At 69.7% G+C, this 22322-nt stretch carries 18 protein-coding genes; 16 read left to right on the forward strand and 2 right to left on the reverse strand.

The window, feature by feature from the left end:
- The first annotated feature begins 256 nt into the window (after positions 1-256).
- Positions 257-2836, forward strand: a complete 2580-nt coding sequence (locus AB0A97_RS18940; protein WP_361150924.1) for a BTAD domain-containing putative transcriptional regulator — start codon at positions 257-259, stop codon at positions 2834-2836.
- Positions 2837-2930: 94 nt separating this feature from the next.
- Here AB0A97_RS18940 and AB0A97_RS18945 read toward each other — a convergent pair whose 3' ends face one another.
- Positions 2931-4268: an MFS transporter gene (locus AB0A97_RS18945; protein ID WP_361150927.1), complete on the reverse strand. Its 1338-nt coding sequence runs from the start codon at positions 4266-4268 to the stop codon at positions 2931-2933.
- Positions 4269-4514: 246 nt separating this feature from the next.
- Between AB0A97_RS18945 and AB0A97_RS18950 the strand changes: the two genes are divergently transcribed.
- The 3 genes from AB0A97_RS18950 (at position 4515) to AB0A97_RS18960 (ending at position 7526) form a co-directional block, all read left to right on the forward strand.
- Positions 4515-4937, forward strand: coding sequence for a DUF6027 family protein (locus AB0A97_RS18950; RefSeq protein ID WP_361150930.1), 423 nt, complete (start codon positions 4515-4517; stop codon positions 4935-4937).
- Positions 4938-5169: 232 nt separating this feature from the next.
- Positions 5170-6105, forward strand: coding sequence for an arginine deiminase family protein (locus tag AB0A97_RS18955; RefSeq protein WP_361150932.1), 936 nt, complete (start codon positions 5170-5172; stop codon positions 6103-6105).
- Complete coding sequence (locus tag AB0A97_RS18960; protein WP_361150934.1) at positions 6102-7526, forward strand: FAD/NAD(P)-binding protein; 1425 nt, start codon at positions 6102-6104, stop codon at positions 7524-7526. The genes AB0A97_RS18955 and AB0A97_RS18960 overlap by 4 nt, the downstream gene beginning before the upstream one ends.
- Here AB0A97_RS18960 and AB0A97_RS18965 read toward each other — a convergent pair.
- Positions 7496-8677: a sulfatase gene (locus AB0A97_RS18965; RefSeq protein WP_361150936.1), complete on the reverse strand. Its 1182-nt coding sequence runs from the start codon at positions 8675-8677 to the stop codon at positions 7496-7498. The genes AB0A97_RS18960 and AB0A97_RS18965 overlap by 31 nt on opposite strands.
- A 221-nt stretch (positions 8678-8898) precedes the next feature.
- On the opposite strand from AB0A97_RS18965, the gene AB0A97_RS18970 reads away from it, so the two are divergent.
- The 12 genes from AB0A97_RS18970 to AB0A97_RS19025 all read left to right on the forward strand — a co-directional run bounded on the left by AB0A97_RS18970 (position 8899) and on the right by AB0A97_RS19025 (position 22279).
- Positions 8899-9813 carry a ParB/RepB/Spo0J family partition protein gene (locus tag AB0A97_RS18970; RefSeq protein ID WP_361150939.1) on the forward strand — a complete coding sequence of 305 codons (915 nt, stop codon included), beginning with the start codon at positions 8899-8901 and terminating at the stop codon, positions 9811-9813.
- Between the two features lie 31 nt (positions 9814-9844).
- Entirely contained in the window at positions 9845-11521 is a 1677-nt protein-coding gene (locus AB0A97_RS18975; RefSeq protein ID WP_361150941.1) for a radical SAM protein, read from the forward strand.
- Positions 11518-12597 (forward strand): sulfotransferase, encoded by a 1080-nt coding sequence (locus tag AB0A97_RS18980; protein ID WP_361150943.1) that lies wholly within the window; start codon positions 11518-11520, stop codon positions 12595-12597. The genes AB0A97_RS18975 and AB0A97_RS18980 overlap by 4 nt, the downstream gene beginning before the upstream one ends.
- A gap of 80 nt (positions 12598-12677) precedes the next feature.
- Positions 12678-13472, forward strand: a complete 795-nt coding sequence (locus tag AB0A97_RS18985) for a class I SAM-dependent methyltransferase (protein ID WP_361150945.1) — start codon at positions 12678-12680, stop codon at positions 13470-13472.
- Positions 13456-13929, forward strand: coding sequence for a ferritin family protein (locus tag AB0A97_RS18990; RefSeq protein ID WP_361150947.1), 474 nt, complete (start codon positions 13456-13458; stop codon positions 13927-13929). Before AB0A97_RS18985 ends, AB0A97_RS18990 begins: the two co-directional genes overlap by 17 nt.
- Positions 13919-15889 carry a methyltransferase domain-containing protein gene (locus tag AB0A97_RS18995; protein WP_361150949.1) on the forward strand — a complete coding sequence of 657 codons (1971 nt, stop codon included), beginning with the start codon at positions 13919-13921 and terminating at the stop codon, positions 15887-15889. Before AB0A97_RS18990 ends, AB0A97_RS18995 begins: the two co-directional genes overlap by 11 nt.
- A gap of 7 nt (positions 15890-15896) precedes the next feature.
- Complete coding sequence (locus AB0A97_RS19000) at positions 15897-17246, forward strand: sulfotransferase (protein WP_361150951.1); 1350 nt, start codon at positions 15897-15899, stop codon at positions 17244-17246.
- Between the two features lie 116 nt (positions 17247-17362).
- The gene (locus AB0A97_RS19005) at positions 17363-17881 is read left to right on the forward strand and encodes an adenine phosphoribosyltransferase (RefSeq protein WP_361151116.1); all 519 of its coding nucleotides are present in this window, start codon (positions 17363-17365) and stop codon (positions 17879-17881) included.
- A 12-nt stretch (positions 17882-17893) separates the two neighbouring features.
- A complete protein-coding gene (gene cysD, locus AB0A97_RS19010; protein WP_361150953.1) occupies positions 17894-18865 on the forward strand; it encodes a sulfate adenylyltransferase subunit CysD in 972 nt (323 codons plus the stop codon).
- A 185-nt stretch (positions 18866-19050) separates the two neighbouring features.
- Entirely contained in the window at positions 19051-19923 is an 873-nt protein-coding gene (locus tag AB0A97_RS19015) for an aminoglycoside phosphotransferase family protein (protein WP_361150956.1), read from the forward strand.
- A 377-nt stretch (positions 19924-20300) separates the two neighbouring features.
- Complete coding sequence (locus AB0A97_RS19020) at positions 20301-21593, forward strand: radical SAM protein (protein ID WP_361150959.1); 1293 nt, start codon at positions 20301-20303, stop codon at positions 21591-21593.
- Positions 21590-22279: an HAD hydrolase-like protein gene (locus tag AB0A97_RS19025; RefSeq protein ID WP_361150961.1), complete on the forward strand. Its 690-nt coding sequence runs from the start codon at positions 21590-21592 to the stop codon at positions 22277-22279. The genes AB0A97_RS19020 and AB0A97_RS19025 overlap by 4 nt, the downstream gene beginning before the upstream one ends.
- Positions 22280-22322 lie beyond the last annotated feature (43 nt).

The raw sequence follows: 22322 nt of genomic DNA on the forward strand, positions 1-22322 counted from the left end.
CCGCCCGGGGTGGCTGAGGAGCGTCGGTGAACCGCCCGGTGGGACGCGGGAGCGGGCGGGGCGGGCGCGCTCCGGTGCTGGCTGTGCGCGTCCTGCGGGGCGGGAGGAGGCGGGGGCCGAGGGGCGCGGACACGGCTGGATCCGGCTGGTTTGAAGCTTTCGTTCTGGTCGGGCATACACTTTCGCATTACCTTTAACTCTTCTTGTTGCGGTGACGATGTGCTCCCCCTCCGGTACCGACACCACAGGACGAGCCATGGCGGATGAGTTACGGTTCAACGTTCTCGGGCCTCTCTGTGCCTACCGGGACGGTGTCGGCGTGCCGGTGGGGCCACCCCAGCAACAGGCGGTACTCGTGGGGCTGTTGCTGAACGGTGGGAAGGCCGTGCCGATGAGCGGGCTGATCGAAGCCGTGTGGGGTTTTCAGCCACCGAAGCGGGCCGTGACGACGATCCGTACCTATGTCTGGCGGCTCCGCAAGCTCCTGGATCCGCAGGGGGCCGCGGACTCGTCCGTACTGCAATCGGTCGGTGACGGCTACCGGCTGGCCACCGCCTCTTCCGCGGTGGACGCCGGTAGCGCCCAGTCCCTGATGAAGCGGGCCGTCGAGCAACGCAGGGCGGGCCGGACGCAGGAGGCCGGACGTCTGCTGTCGGCGTCCCTGGACCTGTGGCGGGGCGAGCCGCTGAGCGGTGTGCCGGGCCCGTTCGCCGCGCGGCAGCGGGCCCGGCTGGAAGAGCTGCGGATCGCTACGTTGGAGGAGCACTACGATCTGGCTCTGGAGTCCGGGCGGGACCGGCTCGTCGTACCGGAGCTGACCGATCTGGTGGGAGCCTACCCGCTCAACGAACGGTTCCGATGTTTGCTCATGCGAGCGTTGTACGGAGTCGGGCGGCAGACCGAGGCCCTGGACGTCTACCAGGATGTGCGGAAGCTTCTGTTGGAAGAGCAGGGAATCGATCCCGGTTCCGAGCTCACCACATTGCAGCAGCACATCCTCAGCGGTACCCCTCCCACGGAGTTGCTGCGCGGCGCATCAAATGGGAAGGAGGGCCGCGGGGCAGAGCTCTCGGTCCCGGTCGGGTCCAGGAGATTCCGTCTGCCGCCTCCCGCCCAGCTCCCGGCGGACGACCCGGGGTTCGTCGGCAGGGAGGCCGAGGTGTCCCACCTCTGTGCGGCGCTGACGGACCCGGCGCGGACCGCACCCGCCGCGGTGGGGATCTCGGGGGTGGCGGGCATCGGCAAGACCGCGCTGGCCCTGCACGCCGCCCATCAGGTGAAGTACGCCTTTCCGGACGGCCAGTTGTTCGCCGATCTCCGCGGTGCCGCCAAGGTGTCCGCCGACCCGTCCGCCGTCCTGGCCGGTTTCCTGCTGTCCATGGGAGTACCGCAGCAGGTTGTTCCCGAGGGCCGGGACGAACGCCGCGACCTCTTCCGCTCGATGCTGGACGAGCGACGGGTCCTGTTGGTGCTGGACGACGCGCGGGACGCGGAGCAGCTACGGGACCTGATGCCGGGGAGCGCCCGGTGCGGCGTCATCGTCAGCGCGCGGTCGAGCCTGCCCGGCCTCCCCTGGTCGGCCCGGGCGTGTCTGGGAAGACTCACCCTCGACGAGGCCGTCGCGCTGATGGACCAGGTGCTGGGGCCTGTCCGGACAGCCGCGGAACCGGAGGACGCGCGACGCCTGGCCGAGGCGTGCGACCGGCTCCCCTTTCCCCTGCGCGTCGCGGCCGGGCGGCTCGCCGCCCACCCCGAGTGGAGCATCAAGGTACTGCTGACTTCGCTGACACAGGGACACAGCGGTATCGACGGCACCGGCACCGCCGCACCGGACGGGCCGGCCGGCCATGGACACCGGCACCTGATGCCCGATCAGCTCGCACCGCTGGCCCGTCTGACGGCCACGGGCGTCCCGGACTTCACGGTGCGCAGCGCCGCGGCGGTGCTGATGGTGGACGAACCCACGGCGGAACGCGTCCTGGAGGCCCTCAGAGCGGACTCGCTGCTGGGTTCGTCCGGGCCCGGCCGGTACCGGGTGCGCTACGTGGCCCGCTCCGTGGCCACCGCGCGGCTCGGCCGGCACGACCAGGCCGCGTCGGACCGGGCCCTCCGGGGGCTGCTGGAGCACCTGCTGGCCACGGCGTGCAACGCGTTCGCCCTGGCGGCGCCCGGCGACCCGGTGCAGGACGCCTTTCGGCTGCGGGCCACGGTGGGGATGTCCTTTCCCGACTTCCGGCAGGCGCGGGAGTGGGTCCGGAGCGAGGTGCCGACGATTTCCGGCGCGGCGCTGCAGGCGGCTCGCCGCCCGGCGGGGGCGGAGGAGGATCTGCTGCCGCGTGCCGTGGATCTGCTGATCGCGGTGTCGCCGTTCGCCGGGGCCGTGGGTGACGAGCGACTGCGGGCCGCGGTACCTCCGTTGGTGCGCGCGGCCGCGAAACGCAATGAGCCGCGAACGCTGGGGCGGGCCCAGTTCCTGTACGCGGTCACCGCGTACCAGACGGGGTGGCCGGCCGAGGCGCGGAAGTACGCGGGCCTGGCGATCAGCTCCGCCCGCCAGGGGCAGGACCCGTTCATCGCGCGGCAGGCGCTGCACGGACTCGGCATGCTGGCACGCGCCCAGCGGCGTTTCGACGAGGCCGTGACGCACTACGAGAAAGCCGCGGCGATGGCCAAGCGCTGGGGACACCTGTCCGGGGAGGCGACGTCCGCCATCAATGCGGCACTGTGCCGCGCCTTGGCCGGATGGGCGGACGATGCGCCGTCCGGCCAGGACGAGGCGCCGGAGCGCTGGCACGTCGTGGAGAATGTTCCCGGGCACGCCTGCGGCTTGTGCTGAGCCGCGGGAACGGAAGGTGCCGATGTCGTACTCCTGGGGCGGTCCCCGTCCCGGCCCTGCGGTGGCAGCCGACGGGACCGTTCCGGAAGCCGGCTCACGGCGAAGGCTCTTGGGCCGCTGTTCCGTCCCCGGCCCCCGGCCGGGAACCCGCCACCGCGGCGGACGCGAGAGCCAAACAGCCGATCATGATGAGTATGCCGGGAAAGGTGGCCTTTTCCGATCCGGCGACGGCCGTGGCCACGAGCGGGCTGAAGCTGGCGATCGTCGCGCCGACCTGATAGGTCACGGCCAGTGCCGAATAGCGCTGCTGGACGGGGAACATCTCGACCAGGAAGGAGGCGAAGGCACCGTACACCGCGGCGTGGCCGGCCCCCATGGCCAGGACGAACGTCATGACGACCAGCCACGGTTCTCCCGAAGCGAGCCAGTAGGGCGCGGGGACCGCCACGAGGGCGCAGACGGCGTATCCGGACAGAATGACCGGACGGCGGCCCCACCGGTCGGACAGTGCCCCGCACACCGGCAGCATCAGCGCTTCGGCCAACGCGCCGGCCGCGAGTCCCAGCAGCAATACCGAGCGGGCGGTGTGCTGCTGTCCGGCGGAGGCCGCGGTGAAGAGCTGGACCGTGAAGGTGCTGACGATCACGGCGAGACCGAGCGCGGCCAAGGCGCCGCGCACCACTTTGCCGGGGGTGTGCCGCAGCACTTCCCGGACCGGCAGGGCCGACACGGCCGTCGTCCTTTTCGCCCGCACGTACTCCGGGGACTCCGCCACCTTCCGCCGTACGACCACGCCCAGTACCACCAGGGCGATCGAGGCGAGGAACGGCAGACGCCAGCCCCAGGCATGGAGCTGCCGCTCCGGCATCCGGAGCACCAGCTCGATCACGGCGGTGCTGCCCAGCAGCCCCAGCGGAAAACCGGCCGCGGGAAAGGCGGTCCACAGACCTTTGCGTCCCGGCGGGGCGTACTCCGCGCTCATGAGTACGGCTCCGCCCCACTCCCCGCCGATGCCGATGCCTTGCAGAATCCGTAGGGTGACCAGCAACGCGGGCGCCAGGATTCCGGCCTGCTCGTAGGTCGGCAGGACGCCGACCAGAAAGGTGGCAAGGCCCATCACGAGAAGGGTGAGTGCCAGCATGTTCTTGCGGCCGACACGGTCTCCGAAGTGCCCGATGACCACGCCGCCCAGCGGCCGGGCCACGAACCCGGCGGCATAGGTCGCGAACGTGGCCAGCATGGTCGCCGTCGTGGAACTCCCCGGGAAGAACAACGGCCCGATGATCAGCACGGACGCCGTCGAGTACAGATAGAAGTCGTACCATTCGATGGCGCTTCCGATGGTGCTCGCCAGGAGGACCTGCCGGGTCGTGGAGCCGCTTCTTCGGGCGACTACGGACTTCGGCTCCGTGGTGGCCGGCGAAGCATTCAAGGGAACTCCTTCCGGGAACAATACGGCGTGCGGGCGCGGTCGCCGGCCGGAAAGCCGGAGCCCGGGGAAAATCCGGGACCAGCTTTCGAGGTTGCCTGTGCATTCGGATGACGGAGCTGCTGCGGCGCGTGCTACCGGTTTTACTCCGGTTTCCGGCCGACTGTCCAGAGAGCCCTGGACGCCCTTGCCGACGGCCGGCCGGCCGTGGCTTAATCCAGGAAATGTCCACGGACCAGGGAGAGTTACGTGAACGCTGATCCGGAAACGCCTGACGTCTGGACCGTGGACGACGGTTCGGAAGTAATATGTCTGCGTCGTTGGAAAGGCACCTGGGACCCGGCCGACCGGCATGCGAACTTCAAGTCGGACGTTCTCGCCTACGGACTGCTCGACCCGCTGGAGACGGTGCGCGGCATGTCCCGCAATCTGGACATCCCCGTCGGCGCCATCGTGCGGTACGTGCTCGCCAAATGGGCCACCGGAGGAAGCGGCGGCCTGTTGGAGATCGGGCCGGTGATGGTGCCCCGGCTGTGGGAGCCGATCGCCGCGGCGGAGGAGAAGGACGACGACGCGGCACGGCTCCAGGCGTACCACCAACTGCGCCAGATGATCTCGTGGTTGAAGGTACCGCTGGACGACCCCACGGTGTATCCGCCGCAGCGCGACTGACGGCACGCGACGGACGGCGGCGGCCCCGTGGACGTCCACGACGACGCACCGCCCGACAGCTCGGCATCGCGAGCCGTGGGTCCGGAGGGCCCGAGCGCCGTACCACCCGCGCTTTCAGGGCCGACGAAGGTTGGAGGGCTGAGTGGAACGGACCGGTCGATACGGTGGCACGGCCGAGCTGCGCCATGCCACGCACCACACCACGCCGAGCGATTTGGGTGGTGACGGCTGGGTGCCACGCACCGCGGCGCATCACGAGGAAGTGGCGGCGGGAACGCTGTGGCACCGCTGCGGTTACCGGTCGGAGGTGGCCCCGCTGCGGGAGGTGGTGCTCGCCCGTCCGCCGGACAGCCTGGAGCGGGCCGGTGACGCGCCCGGCGGCCACCTGATGTCCGCGAAGGTGGACCTGGGGCGGATACGGGAGCAGGCGGACGCGGTGGCCGAGGCGTACCTCCGGCACGGCGTGACCGTTCACCTCGTCCGGCCCCCTGCGCACGCGGGGCCCAACCTGATCTTCATGCGGGACCTCTTTCTCGCGACCCCGCAGGGCGTGGTGCTCGGCCGTCCCGCCTCCGCCCAGCGGGCGGGCGAGGAGCGGTTCGCGGCCGTCGCCCTGGCCGCCCTCGGCGTCCCCCTGCTGAGAACCCCGGCCGGCACGGCCACCTTCGAGGGCGCGGACGCCCTGTGGCTGGGGGAGAGCACGGTCGTGGTGGGCTGCGGCTTCCGCACCAACCCGGAGGGCGCGGCGGTCGTCGGCGACGAACTGGGACGCCAGGGGGTGGAGACCGTCGTCGTACCGCTCGGCCCCGGCGTGCAGCACCTCCTCGGTTCCCTGGTCTTCGTCGACCGCCGGCGCGTACTGCTGCACGCCGCGGCGGCCACCGCGGAGTTGCGCGCCCTTCTGCACGAGCACGGATACGAGGTGATCGAACTGCCGCCGGAGGACGAGGTGGTGCGCAGGCGGGCGATGAACCTGGTCACGCTCGCGCCGGGGGTCGTGCTGATGCCCGCGGGCTGTCCGGACACCCGGCGGCGCCTGGAGGCAGCGGGACTGTACGTGGACACCGTGGAGGTCGGGGAGTACGTGAAGGCCGCGGGGGCGCTCGGCTGCCTCACCGGCATCCTGCTGCGGGACGACGCCGGCGCGCCGGCCGGGAGGAAGCCGTGAACCGGAACGCGGTCTCGGTGGCCGTCATCGGCGGCGGAGCCAGCGGAACCCTGGCCTGCGTCCACCTGCTGGAGGCGAGCGCGGCGTCACGCCGCCCGGTACGGATCTCGCTGATCGAGCCCTCCGACGAGCTGGGCCGTGGCACGGCCTACGCCTCGCGGGACCCCCGGCACCTGATGAACACGCCGATGGAGCGCTCCGGCGCCCGGGCCCACGATCCCGGACACCTCGTCGCCTGGCTGAGGCGCCGGGACCCGGACACGCCCTCCGGCCACTACCTGCCCCGCGGTACGTACGGTGCCTACCTGGCCGACACGCTGCGCGAGACCCGGGAGCGCACGGCGGAGACCGGCGAGTTGTGGCATGTGCGCCGCCGCGCGCGCCGGGTGCTTCCCGGCCTCCCGCGGCCGGTGGTGGCGCTGTCCGACGGCCGGTGTGTGGCGGCGGACCGTGTCGTGTTCGCCATGGGCAACGCGGCGACCTGGCGCGATCCGTTCGCTTCGGCGCAGGCGGGACCGCGGTACGTACGCTCTCCCTGGCACAGCGGCCTCCCGGCGGTGGCCGACCATTCCTCGGTGCTGCTGCTGGGCAACGGGCTGACCGCGGTGGACATCGGGCTCAGCCTGCTCGGTGGCTCGGTGGGCGTACGCGTCGACGCGGTGTCCCGGCACGGGCTGCTGCCCCGGCCGCACGGCGCCGGCTGCTCGCACGGCGGGCATCCGCACGTCGTGGGCGCCCTGCTGGCGGACGACCGGCTCACCTTGGCGCGGCTCGTGAGCACGGTCCGCTCCGAGATGCGGCGGAGCCCGGAATGCTGGCGGGAGATCATCGACGCGCTGCGACCGTGCGCCGGCGAGTTGTGGGGCCGGCTCGACGCCGACGATCAGCGGGACTTCCTGGGACGCTTCGGTACGTACTGGGACGTGCACCGCCACCGGCTGCCGCCCACCACCGCCCACCGGCTCGGCCGCGCGCTGGGCTCGGGCCGGCTGAAGGCCCGCAAGGGGCGGGCGGCCTATCTGCGCGAGTGCCCGCGCGGCGTCGTCGCCGGGCTCGACGTCGGTGCCGGGCCGGTGCCCGTGCGCTACGACTGGGTGATCAACTGCACCGGCTTCGGACGGGACATCACCGGCTCGACCGACCCGCTGCTGACCTGGCTGCTGCGGGACGGACTGGCCGTGCCCGACTCCCTGCGGCTGGGCATGGCCACGGACCGCCGCGGACGGCTGCTCGACCGCGCGGGTCGGCCCGACCCGGCCCTGCTGGCCATCGGCCCGCTGCGGCGGGGCTCGCAGTGGGAGACCACCGCCATCGCGGAGATCCGCGCGCAGGCCGCTCAGCTCGCGGACGACATCCTCGGCTCACCGGCCGCCGGGCCGGCGGAGCTCCTTCACCAAGGAGGACCGGTCTCGTCGTTCTGACGGGAGGACAGGGTCCGGCCGCGCAGCTCGTCGGGGTCGGCGGCCAGATCGTACTGTTCGACCCGGTCGCCGCCGATCTGCCAGATGACCTTCTGGCGGCTGTCGCCCTCGCACAGCCGGATCGACGCCAGGGGCAGCAGGTCGGGGTAGCGCCCGTCCGACCGCCGCTCCTCCGGGTGGTACGTCTCGGAGTAGGCGGGCCGGGACGCAGGCGCCTGCGCACCGAAGAACTCGGTGAGCGAGCGGCCGTCGGGACCGTCCTTGTACGGGTCCAGACCCAGCAGCTCCAGGACGGTGGGAGCGATGTCCACCAGCCGGACCTGCTCGGCGACCTCGCGTCCCCGGGGTACGCCCGGCCCGCCGACGATGAGCGGAACGTGCTGCGTCGTGTCGAACAGCAGGCATCCGTGCCCCTCCTCGTAGGGGTGGCCGAGGTCGCCTGAGTGGTCGTTGGGATACCAGCCGGCCAGGTCCTCCCCGTGGTCGGAGAAGCACACGACCAGCAGGTCGTCGAGCGGGTGCCCGGCCTCCTCCAGCCTGCGGAACAGCAGTTGGAGGTAATGGTCGCTGTACGCCACCTCGCCCTCGTAGGGGTTGGCGGCATCCGGGCAGAAGTCCTCCGGGGGCTCGTACGGCCAGTGGGCGTCGAAGAAGTGCGCGAACAGGAAGAAGGGGCCCTCCTGGCGTGCCGCCCAGGCCGCGGCGCGGTCCGCCACCAACGGGGCGCGTTTGAGCGCCAGGCCGCGCAGCTTGACGTCGTTGACGGTCAGGGGGTCACTGCCGTCGGGCAGCCGGGGGATCTCGTCGTCGTAGTGATCGAAACCGCGGTCCATGCCGTACCACCGGTTGAGCCCCGGGCAGGACACCACCGCGCCGGTGGTGTAGCCCGCCGCTTGCAGGCGTTCCGCCAACGTCGTGATGCCCGGGCGCAGTTGCTCACGCAGCAGATGGCGGATGCCGTGCCGGGCCGGCTGGAGGCCGGTGAACACGCTGGCATGGCTGATCGGGGTCAGGGGAGCGGACGAGACGGCCTGCCGGAAGGTCGTACCCCGCCGGCGCAGTGCTTCGATCCCGGGCATCTTCCCGGAGTAGGCCACGTCCGCCCGCACGGTGTCGAGGGAGATGAGCACGAGACTCGTCACGGTCGGCATCCTTCCGCTTACGCGTAGATCCGCTGTTGATCGGCTATTGACTGAACGTGCATAGACTGGTGGGTGACCTTGGAGGAGTACTTCTGAGGAGGTCGCTGTTGCAAGACCTCGGCAAAGTGTGTGAACCCGGACCGGCTGAAGACTCCCTGCACCTGGTCTCCTTGACGGAACTGCGCAGCTCGACTGATTCTCCCCGTTCCGGAGGGCTCAACCGTGAGCACGTGGAACTGCTGCTCGCCTCCGGAGCGAGCCTTCCTCCCATTCTCGTGCACCGTCCCACCATGCGGGTGCTGGACGGAATGCACCGGCTCCAAGTAGCGGTCCAGCGCGGCGACCGGACCATCCGCTGTATTTTCTTCGACGGTTCGGAGGCGGATGCCTTCGTACTGGCGGTGGAGAGCAATGTGCGGCACGGGCTGCCGCTTTCCCTGGAGGAGCGCACCGCCGCGGCAACACGAATAGTACGGTCCCATCCCCATCTCTCCGACCGGTCCGTGGCCCGGGTGAGCGGCCTGTCCCCCAAGACCGTCGCGGCCGTCCGGCGGCGTTCGAGTGAGGAAATTCCTCATTCGAACACGCGCGTCGGCAATGACGGCAGGACCCGGCCGCTGGACATGTCGGAGCTGCGGAAGGCGGCCGCCCGGGTGATGACGGAACACCCTGGCATGCCGCTGCGAGAAGTGGCCACAACGGTCGGGATTTCCCTGGGTACGGCACACGATGTACGTGAACGTCTGCGTTCGGGCCGGGATCCGGTGCCGGTGCGCTATCGTGAAGTCTCCGCTCCGGCGAGCAAGCGCAAGAACGCGGCCGGGCGTCCCACGCCGCAGTTGGGAGACCGGAAGCCGGCGGGGAGGACCACCGGCGGGCAGCCCGTACCGGATATTTCCGAGCTGCACCGCACCCTCAAGAAAGACCCATCGATCCGTTTCACCGAAATGGGTCGGACGCTCTTACGGCTGTTCGACGCGCAAGAGCTGCTCATGGAGGCGGGTGGCCACCTCGTGGACGGTGTTCCGCCGCACTGGGCGGAAATGGTGGCCGAACTCGCCGACGGCTGTGCGGATTCATGGCGTGAATTCGCCGACCAGGTGCGCCGGATCGTGGTGCCGGACGACCGGCAGGCCAGCGGATAAGGACACATCACCTGGCAAGTAGGGAGTACTCATGGCACAGAAATCTTTGGCGCTGGAGTTGTACTCGAATGCCGACGAGGCCGTCGACCAGCGCTACATGCGGCAGATGCGTGAGCAGGACGACGAGCCGGTGCCCACGGATCCCTCCCTCCCGAGCTTCACCCTGGTCGTCGGCCCGTCACCGTTCAGCATGCCCCGGGGCTGGGAATTCTTCCTGACCTCTCCGTACGAGGGCGCCTCCTACATCTCGACCGTGCTCCACAACGCCGGCTTCCCGGTCCGCATCGTCGACGTACGCTACGCGCTGAACCCGCTCAAGACCGCCTACGACCAGATCGTCGGCCAGACCGACGTCCTGGGCGTGTGCACCTTCGAGGACAACTTCCCGTTCTGCCGCGAGCTGATGCAGATGGTCCGCGACGCGGAACCGGACGTCCCCATCATCTGCGGCGGCTCACTGGTGACCTCGGTGCCCCATGTGTTCATGGAGAGCACGGCGTGCGACGTCGCCGTGATCAGCGAGGGCGAGATCACGATCCTCGAACTCATGGAGAGCTTCGCCGCCGGCAAGTGGGAGCAGGACCTGCCCAACGTCCGCGGCATCTGCTACCGCACCCCCGAAGGGGAGCCCAAGCGCACCCGGGCCCGCGGCCAGATGATGGACCTGGACTCACTGCCCAGGATGCGGCTCGACCTGTGGCCCCAATACCACAGCCCCATGGGGATGCAGCCGCAGATCATCTCCTCGTACAGCCGTGGCTGCAAGATGGACTGCTCCTTCTGCTACCGCACGACGCCCCAGGTCAGGGCCAAGTCCCAGGAGAAGATGGACCGGGACATGGCCTGGCTGAAGGAGCAGTACGGCGTCGACTTCTGCTTCTTCGTCGACCTGACCTTCAGCTCCCACCGCCGGCAGACGATAGAGATCTGCGACGCCATCAAGGACCACGACATCCGCTGGACGTGCCTGACCCGGTGCGCCGACATGGACACCCCGCGCATCACCGCCATGCGGGACTCCGGCTGCGACATCATCCTCTACGGAGTGGAGTCGCTGGGCACGGAAGTCCTCCGGGAGGCCCGCAAGGGCAGCAGCGAGAACCTCACCGTACGGGCGATGCGGACCACCTTCGAGAACGATGTGCGGTTCGGCTCCCTGCTCATCGTCGGCCTGCCGAACGAGAGCAACGAGTCGCTCAACCACATGGTCCAGTTCGCCGAGACGTACAACCACGTGACCCGCGTCAAGTACCTGTCGGCCATGCCGGGCACCACGGTCTACAAACAGGCCATCGCCTCCGGACTGATCCGCTCCGAGATCGACCACCTCAACTGGCTGTCGATCGAACAGGCCCTGCACGAGGACGAGTTCCTCAACATCAGCGGCCTGTCCGAAGGTGCCTGCCGCGACGCCTACCAGCGCATCTACGACGCCTACCAGCCCGGGCCCGTCATGAACTTCAAGCACTACCCGGAGAACTTCTGGTACTTCCACCCGCAGCCGCACGACGGCCTGGAGCGTTCGACCTCCTACGCCGGGACCGGCTGGCGCGAGAAGTGGAGTTCGGCGGCCGGCGGGCTCGTGCCCGGCTCCGGGCGCTTCACCCTCGACCAGTGCGCCTCCCCCGAGGTCGCCGCTCTCGGCAGCCGCCTCGTCCCCAGCGGGGCCGAGATGATGCGCCGCGCCGCGGCCCTCGGTGGCGCGTGAAGGCGACGCCGGGACCGGAGAGCCCGATCTTCATCATCGGCACCGAACGGTCCGGGTCGAACCTGCTGCGCCTGATCCTGGACGCGCATCCGCGGATCTGCGTCCCGCATCCGCCGCACTTCATGCGCTACCTCGCCACGCCCGCCGGCTCCTACGGCGACCTGACCGTCGAGGCCAATCGCCGGAAGGCCGCCGAGGACGCCGTAGGGCTGCTGCGACGGCACATCCACCCCTGGCAGCACCCGGTCGACCCCCAGCGCGTGGTGGAGGAGGCGGCGCCCACCCTCTTCGGAGTGGTGGCCGCCGTGTACGACCAGTACCGGGAAGCCGAGGGCGCCGCGCGCTGGGGCTGCAAGAGCACCTTCATGGTCGACCACGTGGACGAGGCGCTGGCTCACTTCCCCGAGGCTCGCTTCATATGGCTGGTCAGGGACCCCTGCGACGTCGGATCCTCGGCCAAGCGGTCCATCTTCGGCTACAGCCACCCCTACCGCATGGCCCACCTGTGGCGCCGGCAGCAGGAACAGGCGCGGGCCGCGCTGACCAGGTGGGGGCCGGAGTCGGTCCACCTGCTGCGCTACGAGGACCTGGTCTCACGCCCGCGGGAGGAGATCGAACGGCTCTGCTCCTTCCTGGCCGAGGAACCCCACCCGGCCATGCTCGAACACCACCGGTCGCCGGCCGCCCGCCGCACGGCCGGGTGGGCCGAAGCATGGCGGAACGCCGGGACCCCGGTCACCACCGACCGGATCGGCGCCCACCAGGCCGGCCTGACCCCGGGCGAGCGCCTGCTGGTGGACAAGGTGACGGGGCCGCTGAAAAGCGGCCTCGGCTACCCGGTCCATCCCGATGCGCACGCCTGCCGCACCCCCTCCCCGGTGGAGCTGGCCGTGCGGTCCGCGGCGCTGCGGCTGCGGGTGGAGTTCCGGTCGCTCACGCAGGACCGGAACTACTCCCTGCGGCTCGGCAGGGACGTCTACGTGAGGTGGCTGCGGGTCAGGGCGCATGCCCGGGTCCACCTCCGACGCCGGCACACCACGACCGCACCGGTCGCCGCCCGGCGCAGTGCCGCCTGACACCCACCCGGCCGGCCCCAAGTGCGGGCGGCGCCCGCGGGTGGTGACGGAACCGGAGAAGACGAAAGGGAGGTCCTTCCTTGCCGATCACGCGAGATGACGTGACCGAGCACTTCAGAATGCGTGCCGCCACCTACGACCGGTCCAGTTCCTGGTGCACCGACCAGGGACTCGGCGAGATCGTCCTCGACCTCGGCGCCCCGGCACCCGACGCCCGGGTCCTGGACGTCGCCTGCGGTACCGGCCTGGTCTCCCGCCTCTTCTCCGGGCGGGTGGCCGAGGTGGTCGGCCTGGACCTCACCGAGGAGATGGCGGAGCAGGCCGCGCCGTTCCTGGACAGACTGGTGGTGGCGCCGGCCGAGAAGCTGCCCTTCGACGACGGCGAGTTCGACCTCGTGGTGTGCCGGCAGGGCATGCAGTTCATGGACCTGCCCGACGCCGTCGAGGAGATGGTGCGGGTCGTGCGCCCCGGCGGCCGGGTCGTCCTGGTGAACCTGTGCGCGTACGGGCCGCACGACCGGGACACGTACTTCGAGATCCTCCGGCTGCGCAACCCCGTACGCCGCCACTTCTTCCTCCCGGAGGAGCCGGCCGAACTGCTCGGCGCGGCGGGCTGCGATCCGGTGTGCACCCGCCGCCACATCTCCGCCGAGGACGTGGACGTCTGGTCCGACAACGGCGCCATCGGCCAGGAGCGGCGCGAGGCGATCCGGGCCGCCTACCGGGGCGCCACCGAGGAGTTCAGGTCCCTGCACGCGGTCCGGGAAGCGGCCGGACGGATCGTCGACCACATGCTGTTCGTCGTGGCGGCGGGGACCAAGCCGGCCGCGTCGGACGGCGGAGCCGGTGAGGAGTCCCATGCCACAGCCAAGTGAGAGCCTGGCGGCCGAACTGCGCGCGGTGTTCGCCGCGGAGGCCACCACCGCGCTGCGCTACGCGTACTTCGCACAGATAGCCGAGACAGAAGGCCACACCCAGGTCGCGGAGCTGTTCACCGACCTGGCCGACAGCATCACCTGTGCCGCGCACGGCCACCTCGACGTACTGCGCGACGCCACCCCGTCCACGGGCTTCCGGGACGTGGGGGACACACCGCTGAACCTGGCCTCGTCCGTGACGGCCGCCCTGGAACAGTCGGGCGAGACCTACCCGCGGCTGACCGCCGCCGCGCTCGACGAGGGCGGCGCGGACATGGCGAGCTGGCTCACCACGCTCGTGGCGCTGAAGAAGAAGCACACGGCCCGGCTCGACGCCGCACTGCAGGAGATGGCCCGTCACTCGGACGAACCCGCCGGTGACCCCGCACTCACGGGAGTCCGCAATGACGGATGACTCGCGGACGGCCGTGGCCGTCACCTACGACGCATCGGCGATCATGGTCTTCTCCGGGCTGGAGGCGGTACGCCGCAACCCGTCGATGTACATCGGCTCCACCGGCCCCGACGGCCTGCACCACCTGGTCTTCGAACTGCTCGACAACGCCGTCGACGAACACGAGGCGGGCCATGCCCGCGAGCTGTCGGTCACCCTGCACACGGACGGCTCCTGCACGGTGGAGGACGACGGGCGGGGCATCCCGGTCGACGTCCACCAGGACACCGGCCGTCCGGCCTGCGAGGTCGTCCTCACCACCCTGCACGCGGGCGGCAAATTCGGCGGCTCGGCCTACAGCCGGTCCGCCGGACTGCACGGCGTCGGCGTCTCCTGCGTCAACGCCCTGGCCGAATGGCTCCGGGTGGACATCCGGCGGGACGGGGTGCACCACTACCAGGAGTACTCCTGCGGCGAACCGCTGACGGAGCTGACGAAGGCGGGAGCGGCGGACGGCAGCGGCACCCGGGTCACGTTCCGGCCGGACGCGAAGATCTTCGACACCTGCGCGTTCTCCGTACGGACCCTGACCGAGCGGTTGCAGGAGATCGCCTTCCTGCACCCCGGCCTCACGGTCGGACTGACGGACCGGCTGACCGGCACCCGGGCCCGTTTCTCGTTCGCGGAGGGGGTACGCGGCTTCCTCGCCCACCTCAACCGGGCGGCCTCCGTGGTCCACCCCGAGCCGATCGTGGTCGACGCCACCGGCGACCACAGCGCCCTGGAACTGGCCTTCCAGTGGACGGAAGGCTACACGGAGGAGATCCGCAGCTTCGTCAACGGAGTCCGCACCGACCAGGGCGGCGCCCACGTCGACGCGGTCCGCTCGGCGCTGGCCCAGGCCATCAACCGCTACGCCACCGCGCGCGGCATGCTGGACGCACACCTCGGCGAGCGCATCACCTCCGTCGACGTCCTCGAAGGGCTCACCGCCGTCGTCTCCTTGCGCATGGACGACCCGCGCTTCGACGGGCAGACCAAGAAGCGGCTGCAGAACCCCGAAGTGGGCCAGGTCGTCCAGGAGGCCGTCGACAGCGAGTTCAGCCGCCGGATGGAGAAGGACGAGGAGCTGGGACGGCGGATCGTGGCCCGGGTGCTGGACGCCACCCGCGCCCGGCTCGCCGCCCGGCTGGCCGGCCGCACCGCCCGCGTACAGCGGCGCGACCTCGCCATCGACTACACCGTGTACCAACGGCAGTTCGGTATCCGCTCCCGCAACTGGCACGACTCCTGCGCCTGGCTGACCGACGGCGACCTGCTCGCCCGGCACGCCGCGCTGTGCGAGGTGCCCGCCGACGCCCGGATGCTGGACGTGTGCTGTGGCAGCGGTGTGGTGGGCGCCTCCTTCAAGGACCGGGTCGGGGAGACGGTCGGGCTGGACATCACCCCCGAGATGGTCGCCCTGGCCTCCACCCGGCTCGACCGCGTGGATCAGGGCACGGTCTACGACCTGCCCTATCCGGACGACTCCTTCGACCTGGTCGTCACGCGGGAGGTGCTGCACCTGCTCCCGCAGCCCGAGCGTCCGGTGTCGGAGATCTTCCGGGTCCTGCGGCCCGGCGGGCAGTTCATCGTGGGGCAGATCGTCCCGTACGCGGACGAGGACGCCTTCTGGATGTACCGCGTCTTCAAGAAGAAACAGCCGCTGCTGCACCAGATGTTCCGCGAGCAGGACTTCCGTTCCCTGCTCCTCGGCGCCGGATTCCAGGACGTCCGGATGACCGAGTACCTGCTGTGGGAGTCCATCGACCAGTGGATCGACACGCACGAGACCACCCCGGCGCATCGCCGGGAGATCCAGCGGCTGTTCTACGAAGCACCGCGTGAGGTGCGCGAAGCCCATCCGTTCGAGGTGCTGGCCGACGGCTCCATCAACGACCAGTGGCGCTGGTGTGTCTATTCGCTGCGGAAACCGCGGTGATGGCCGGATGACCACGCATTCTGTCCGTGCACCGCAGGGGCTCGGCACGCTGCACCGGCGCTTGGACGCGCTGCGGCCCCTGCGCGGCCCCGCCGTGACGGATTTCCTCGGCAGGGTCGGCGAGGTCGTGGTGCTCGCGTGCAGTTCCCGCGGCGGCTCCAGCATGGTGGCCGAGCTGCTGCGGTACTCCCGTGAACTGCTGCATTTCCAGGCGGAGACCAATCCCTTTCTCCGCCTGGCCGGTCTCGGCCACCCCGAAAGCCGTACCGGCTCCGACGCGTTGGGTGCCGAGCACGCGGCCGCGTTGGAGCCCTGGGCCCGCTCGGTACTGGCCGAGGAAATGGCGCGGGACGCGGGAAGCGCGGCCCAGGAGCGCGACGAGAACCAGCTCTGCGCCGACATGGCCTGGCGGCTGATCGTGCAATGGCCGGAATTGCCGCTGGAGCCGCTGGAACTCGTCGAAACGGTCCGCCGCGCGTGGCGCGCACGTCCGTACCGACGGCCCACGGACGCGCCGGGGGAGTCCGACGAGGCAGGGTGCCTGCTGACCGTACTGGAGGAATTGTCCGGGCGGGGCCTGCCGGTCGATCCGCGCTACTACGATCTGCCGAAAGAAGCCGAGCGCAGGTATCCGTCCACGGACACCGGACTGCGGGCGCCGGGGGACTTTCTGGTGGAGGAGCCGCCGTTCGTCGTGGCGCGTCCCTGGCGCCGGGCGGACCTCGCCGACCTGCGCGACAAGCCTCTGGTCGTCAAGACACCGAGCAATGCGTACCGCCTGCACTTCCTGCGGTCGCTTTTCCCGCAGGCGCGCTTCCGGGTGCTGCACCTGACACGCAATCCGGCCGCGGCCGTCAACGGCCTCTACGACGGATGGCGCCATCACGGATTTCACGCACACCGGATGGAGAAACCCCTGGGCATTCACGGGTACGTCGAGCAGAACGAGGACAACCAGTGGTGGTGGAAGTTCGACCTCCCGCCCGGTTGGGAGGAGTACACCGGCGCGCCACTGGCCGACGTCTGCGCGTTCCAATGGCGCAGCGCCCACGAGGCGGTACTCGGTCATCTCACCGACACGTCGATCGACCGTATGACCGTCCGGTTCGAGGACCTGACCGCGGGCCCGGCCAGTCGGATCGCCGCCTTCGAGAAGCTGAGCGAATGGCTCGGTATCTCCCTGACCGGTGGCTTCCGGCGGGCGGTGCACCACGGCATCCGGCCGGTCGTGGCGACCGCACGACCGCGAGAATGGCGCTGGAAGGAGCGTGCGGGGGTGATCGAGCCGGCCATCGACCGGAATACCGCCGGAATGGCCGAGCGCCTCGGCTACGGGGACCGGTCGGAATGGAGATGATGCCGCCGCTGCACGCCGGTCACCCCGGGAACGGGCCCTTTGCTTCTGCGGGCGGCAGCGCCCGGGAGGGCGGTCACGGAGACGGCCAGAGGGGGGCGACGCCTCTGGCCACGTGGCTGGCCGGCTATATCCGCGATGTGCCGGACCATCCGTATCCCGGTGTGCTGTTCAAGGACTACGCCTCACTCCTGGCCGACCCGAGAGCGTTCACCGCACTCGTGGACGCGCTGGCCGAGGTGTGCCGCCGCCGCGCAGCCACCATGGTTGTCGGCCTGGAGGCCCGTGGTTTCCTCTTGGGCGCGCCCGTGGCCGTACGGTCCGGGCTGGGACTAGCGGTCATACGCAAGAGCGGCAAACTGCCGGGCAGGACGTTCCGCCGTGTTTACGAACTGGAATACGGGACGGACGAGTTCGAGCTCCAGTGTGACGCCTTGGGGCCGAAGGACCGGGTGGTCGTGGTCGACGACGTGCTGGCGACGGGGGGCACCGCCCTGGCGGCCGCTTCACTGGTCTCGGAGGCGGGGGCGGACGTCGTCGGCGTGGCCTTCATGCTGGAACTGGTGGCGCTGGCGGGGCGCCGCCGGTTGGCATGCGACCTCGACGGGGTGCCCGTGGACGCCGTGATCAAAGCGTAGGAGGCGGAGCCGATGCGGGCAGCGGGCGAAGAACGGGCCTCCACGGCCACCGGGGCAGCCGGTCACGGCGGCAGTGACAGCTTTCCGGTTCGTTCTCTGGCATACCTCGACGTGCTGGAATCCGAGTCGGTGCACATTCTTCGCGAAGTGGCCGGAGAATTCGAGCGGCCGGTCATCCTCTTTTCCGGGGGCAAGGACTCGATCGTCGTGCTGCACCTGGCGCTGAAGGCTTTTGCGCCGGCTCCTCTGCCCTTCGTGCTGTTGCACGTGGACACCGGCCACAATTTCCCGGAAGTCATCGACCACCGGGACCGTACCGTGGCCGTGCACAGACTCCGGCTGCAGGTCGCCTCGGTACAGCGTTACCTCGACGAAGGGCAGCTTCGCGAGCGTCCGGACGGTACCCGCAATCCGCTGCAGACGGTTCCGCTGCTGGACGCCATCGCGGCCGGCCGGCACGACGCGGTGCTCGGCGGCGCACGGCGGGACGAGGAGAAGGCGCGCGCCAAGGAACGGGTGTTCTCGCTGCGGGACGACTTCGGCGCGTGGGATCCCCGCCGGCAGCGGCCGGAACTCTGGCAGCTGTACAACGGGCGGCACGCCCCCGGCGAACACGTGCGCGTCTTCCCGCTGTCCAACTGGACCGAGCTGGACGTGTGGCACTACATCGCCCGGGAGAAGATCGAGCTTCCGGACATCTATTTCGCCCACGAACGCACGGTGTTCCGCCGCGACGGCATGTGGCTGTCGCCGGGGGAGTGGGGCGGGCCGAAGGACGCAGAGGCGGTGGAACGGCGGACGGTGCGGTTCCGGACGGTCGGCGACATGTCGTGCACCGGGGCGGTGGACTCCGACGCCCGGACGGTCGAGCAGGTCATCGCCGAGATCGCGGCGTCACGGCTGACCGAGCGAGGGGCCACCCGGGCGGACGACCGGATGTCCGAGGCCGCGATGGAGGACCGCAAGCGCGAGGGTTACTTCTGACGGGATGTCATGCCGCCGGCTGCCGTCCGCCGACGGAATCGGAGGTGCTGAGTGGTATCGCCGGAGTGTCCGATAAAAGGAGCTTCGGTGACGCGTCGGCGATCGTCGGACAGAAAGGTGGCGAGAATGCACCGCACCCGGCGAAGCAGGGAATGCGGCAGAAGCGAAAATGCTAATGTGTGCCGATGTATTTGCACGAAGATGAGACCCTGCGCATCGAACGGGCGCTGGGGCAGGCAGTAAAGTCGGCGGAGCGAATCCAAGGGCGTGGCTACACGAACAATCGCCGCTGGATCGTCCGCCTGGCCCACGACCGGACCGCGTTCGTCAAACACGCCGACGACGCCATCACCGCCGAGTGGCTGCGCAGGGAGTACGAAGTCTACGCCGCGCTCCGTCTCGACGTGGTGCCGCGCGTGCTCGGGTGGCACGACGACGGTGAGCTTCCGGTACTCGTCCTGGAAGACCTCTCCGACGGCGACTGGAGTCCTCCCTGGTCGAGGGAGAAGATCGACGCGGTGCTCGCGACCTTGCGGGCGGTCGCCGGACACGAAGCGCCCCCCGGGCTGCCGACGGCTCGTTCCACGCACATGGGCGAGGACAACTGGCCCGAGGTGGCGGCCGATCCGAAGCCGTTCCTCTCCCTGGGACTGTGTTCCGCCGCCTGGCTCGACCGCGCGCTCCCCGTTCTGCTCGAAGCGGCGCGCCCGGAGCAGTTGGACGGTGACAGCCTGCTGCACCTGGACGTCCGCAGTGACAACCTGTGCTTCCGGGAGGGGCGGGCGTTCCTGTTCGACTGGAATCACGCCGCGGTCGGCAACGCGCGGTTCGACGTCGCCTTCTGGCTGCCGAGCCTCCGCCTGGAGGGCGGACCGGAACCGGAAGAGGTGGCTGACGTCCCGCCGGAACTGGCGGCGCTGGTGGCCGGCTTCTTCGCCGCGCGGGCCGGCCTGCCGGTGATTCCGCAAGCGCCCATGGTGCGTGACATTCAGCGACGTCAGCTCGGAGTGGCCTTGCCCTGGGCGGCCAGGGCTCTGGGGCTGCCCGCACCGTCCTGAACGAACGACCGTCACCGCCGAGGGACTCATGATTTCCCGTGCGGCCCCTCGGCGGAATAGGTGCTGACAGCCGGTGTGTATGACGCTTGACGCTCCGAGAGGCGCGTCGTTAGCCTGCTGGGAAATCGAGCAGGGGACCACCTTCGGTGCACGTGCGGGAAGTGCGCGGCAATTCTCGTCGCACGACGGTCGGAGGACCTGCCCGTCTGCTCGCCCGTCGATCCGGCGAATTCTGTTCTTCAGCACCGCTGCTGCCGATTCCGGCCGGGCAGGCGTCCCGGCCGGACGTGATCGGTGCGGTGACGACAGAGAGGGTAACCATGCGGGTTGTCATCATTTTTCCGCACGTTGGGTACTGCACGGGATGGCGCCCGCACTTGGCGACGGAAGTCAAGAACGGTTCGACCTACCATATCGCGCAGGCGCTGACGTACCTCTACAGCATCGCGCGGCACTACACACCGGACGCCTGGGTCGTCGACTTCAACTTCGGTACGTACGAGGAGAACATGCAGCGGGTCCTGGACCACCGTCCGGACGCGGTCCTGATTTCCTCGACGGTCAACTCGTACGACAGCACGCGCCAGATCGCCCTCGACGTGTCCCGGCGCTCGCCCGCGAAACTCTTCGTCGGCGGGCCGGCGGTCAGCTCCAACCACTTCCTCCGGCCCGACCTGCTCAAGCTCGAAGCCGACTGCGAGTTCGTGGTGACCAACCGCGACATCTTCGCGTGGACGAAGCAGGTGTTCGGCCGGGCGGACGACTTGAAGTTCCGTACCTTCCGGCCGGACAACTCCTGGATCGGCGAGACGTACGCACCCGAAGTGCGGGACAAGATCCGCTACACGGTCGTCACCAGCATCGGCTGCACGTACAAGTGCACCTTCTGTCTGAACCCCATGGTCTACAAGATCAATTACAAGGACCCCGAAATCCTGCGGGACGAGGTCCGGTACCTCCAGACGGAATACGGCGCCGAAGCGGTGTCCGTGGCCGACCCGTTCTTCTTCATGCGGCAGCAGCACGCCGACGAAATGATGGACGTGCTGGCGGAGGCCGGTGTCGCCTGGTCGCAGCAGACGTGTCTGGTGACGCTCACCGACGAGAACCTGGACCGTATGGCCGAGACGGGATGCCACTCGGTCCTCGTCGGTATCGAGAACTTCACCAGCAAGGAGATCAACAAGCCGGTGGAGGTGGAGAGCTTCGAGGACCGCCTCCAGTTCGCCGCCGCCCGCGGCATCTCCATCAAGCCCAGCTTCATCTCCGGGCTGCTCGACATCGACTACGAGGCCGACCTCGGCCAGATCGACTACATCCGCAGCATCATCAGCCGAGGGCTCGTCCCCAACTACCACATTCAGTCGAACATCTACACGCCGTACATACCGGACGCGCGCGACCGGCTGCTGGACATACCGTTCCGCTTCTGGGGCGTGATGCCGGTGACGGCCCAAGACGAAGATCACTGGAAAAGGAATCTCCACCTGTGCGACATGATCTACGAGTCGGTGTTCCCGGAGACGGCTCAGCGGTACCAGGAGGTCCGGACCGAGTATCTCGACATCCTGGACCGGCAGGAAACGATGTGGCTGAGCCACCGCCCGGTTCCGCCGGTACCGCCGGAGAAGCGCATTCACCTGCTGACCTCCGGCAAAGTGCGGGTGTGACGGCCCACATCGTCTGGGACTGGAACGGCACGCTCTTCGACGACATCGACATCAGCGTCGCCGCGGCCAGCGCCGCCTGCCGGACCGTCGGCGGCGGGGACATCACGCACGAGGCGTACCGCAGGGCATTCACCCGCCCGGTACGCAGTTTCTACACGAGCCTGCTGGACCGGACCTTCACCGACCTCCAGTGGAAAGCCATCGCCGAGTGCTATCACCGGACGTACCGGAATCTGCTGGACCGGGCCCGCCTGCGGGAAGGCGTCGCCGAAATCCTGGACAGCCTGGCGGGCGCCGGCGTCACCCATTCCCTGCTGTCGATGGGGGAGCACGACGAGGTGGTCGCCCTGCTCGAACGAGAGGGCCTGACGTCCCACTTCCTGGTCGCCGAGGGGATGGCCCGGCAGCAGCGCACCGAGAGCAAACAGGCCGTACTGGCACGGCATCTGGACGCCGTACGGGAGCGGCATCCGGCCGAGCTCAGCATGGACCGGGTGCTGCTCATCGGTGACACCCTGGACGACAACGAAGCGGCCGTCGCGGTCGGTGCCTCCTGCGTCCTGCTGGCCGACGGCTCGTACGACCCGGAGAAGGCGGCGGCCGTCGCCGTACCCGTCGCCGCCAGCCTCAGCGCCGCGGCCGAACTGGGACTGCGGGCGATCTCGGCCCGCCCCGGCCCCGTATGACGGTCGCGGCCGACAGCATCCGGCCTGCGGCCGAATGACAGGG

Source organism: Streptomyces sp. NPDC045470 (assembly GCF_040646595.1).
Classification (GTDB): Bacteria; Actinomycetota; Actinomycetes; order Streptomycetales; family Streptomycetaceae; genus Streptomyces.

What these genes read in the sequence shown, in the direction of transcription:
- AB0A97_RS19000 (WP_361150951.1), top strand. Translation starts at nt 15,897, where the DNA reads ATGACCACGCATTCTGTCCGTGCACCGCAGGGGCTCGGCACGCTGCAC.
- cysD (WP_361150953.1), top strand. Translation starts at nt 17,894, where the DNA reads ATGCGGGCAGCGGGCGAAGAACGGGCCTCCACGGCCACCGGGGCAGCC.
- AB0A97_RS18965 (WP_361150936.1), bottom strand. Translation starts at nt 8,677, where the DNA reads ATGCCGACCGTGACGAGTCTCGTGCTCATCTCCCTCGACACCGTGCGG.
- AB0A97_RS19015 (WP_361150956.1), top strand. Translation starts at nt 19,051, where the DNA reads ATGTATTTGCACGAAGATGAGACCCTGCGCATCGAACGGGCGCTGGGG.
- AB0A97_RS18990 (WP_361150947.1), top strand. Translation starts at nt 13,456, where the DNA reads ATGCCACAGCCAAGTGAGAGCCTGGCGGCCGAACTGCGCGCGGTGTTC.
- AB0A97_RS18940 (WP_361150924.1), top strand. Translation starts at nt 257, where the DNA reads ATGGCGGATGAGTTACGGTTCAACGTTCTCGGGCCTCTCTGTGCCTAC.
- AB0A97_RS18995 (WP_361150949.1), top strand. Translation starts at nt 13,919, where the DNA reads ATGACGGATGACTCGCGGACGGCCGTGGCCGTCACCTACGACGCATCG.
- AB0A97_RS18975 (WP_361150941.1), top strand. Translation starts at nt 9,845, where the DNA reads ATGGCACAGAAATCTTTGGCGCTGGAGTTGTACTCGAATGCCGACGAG.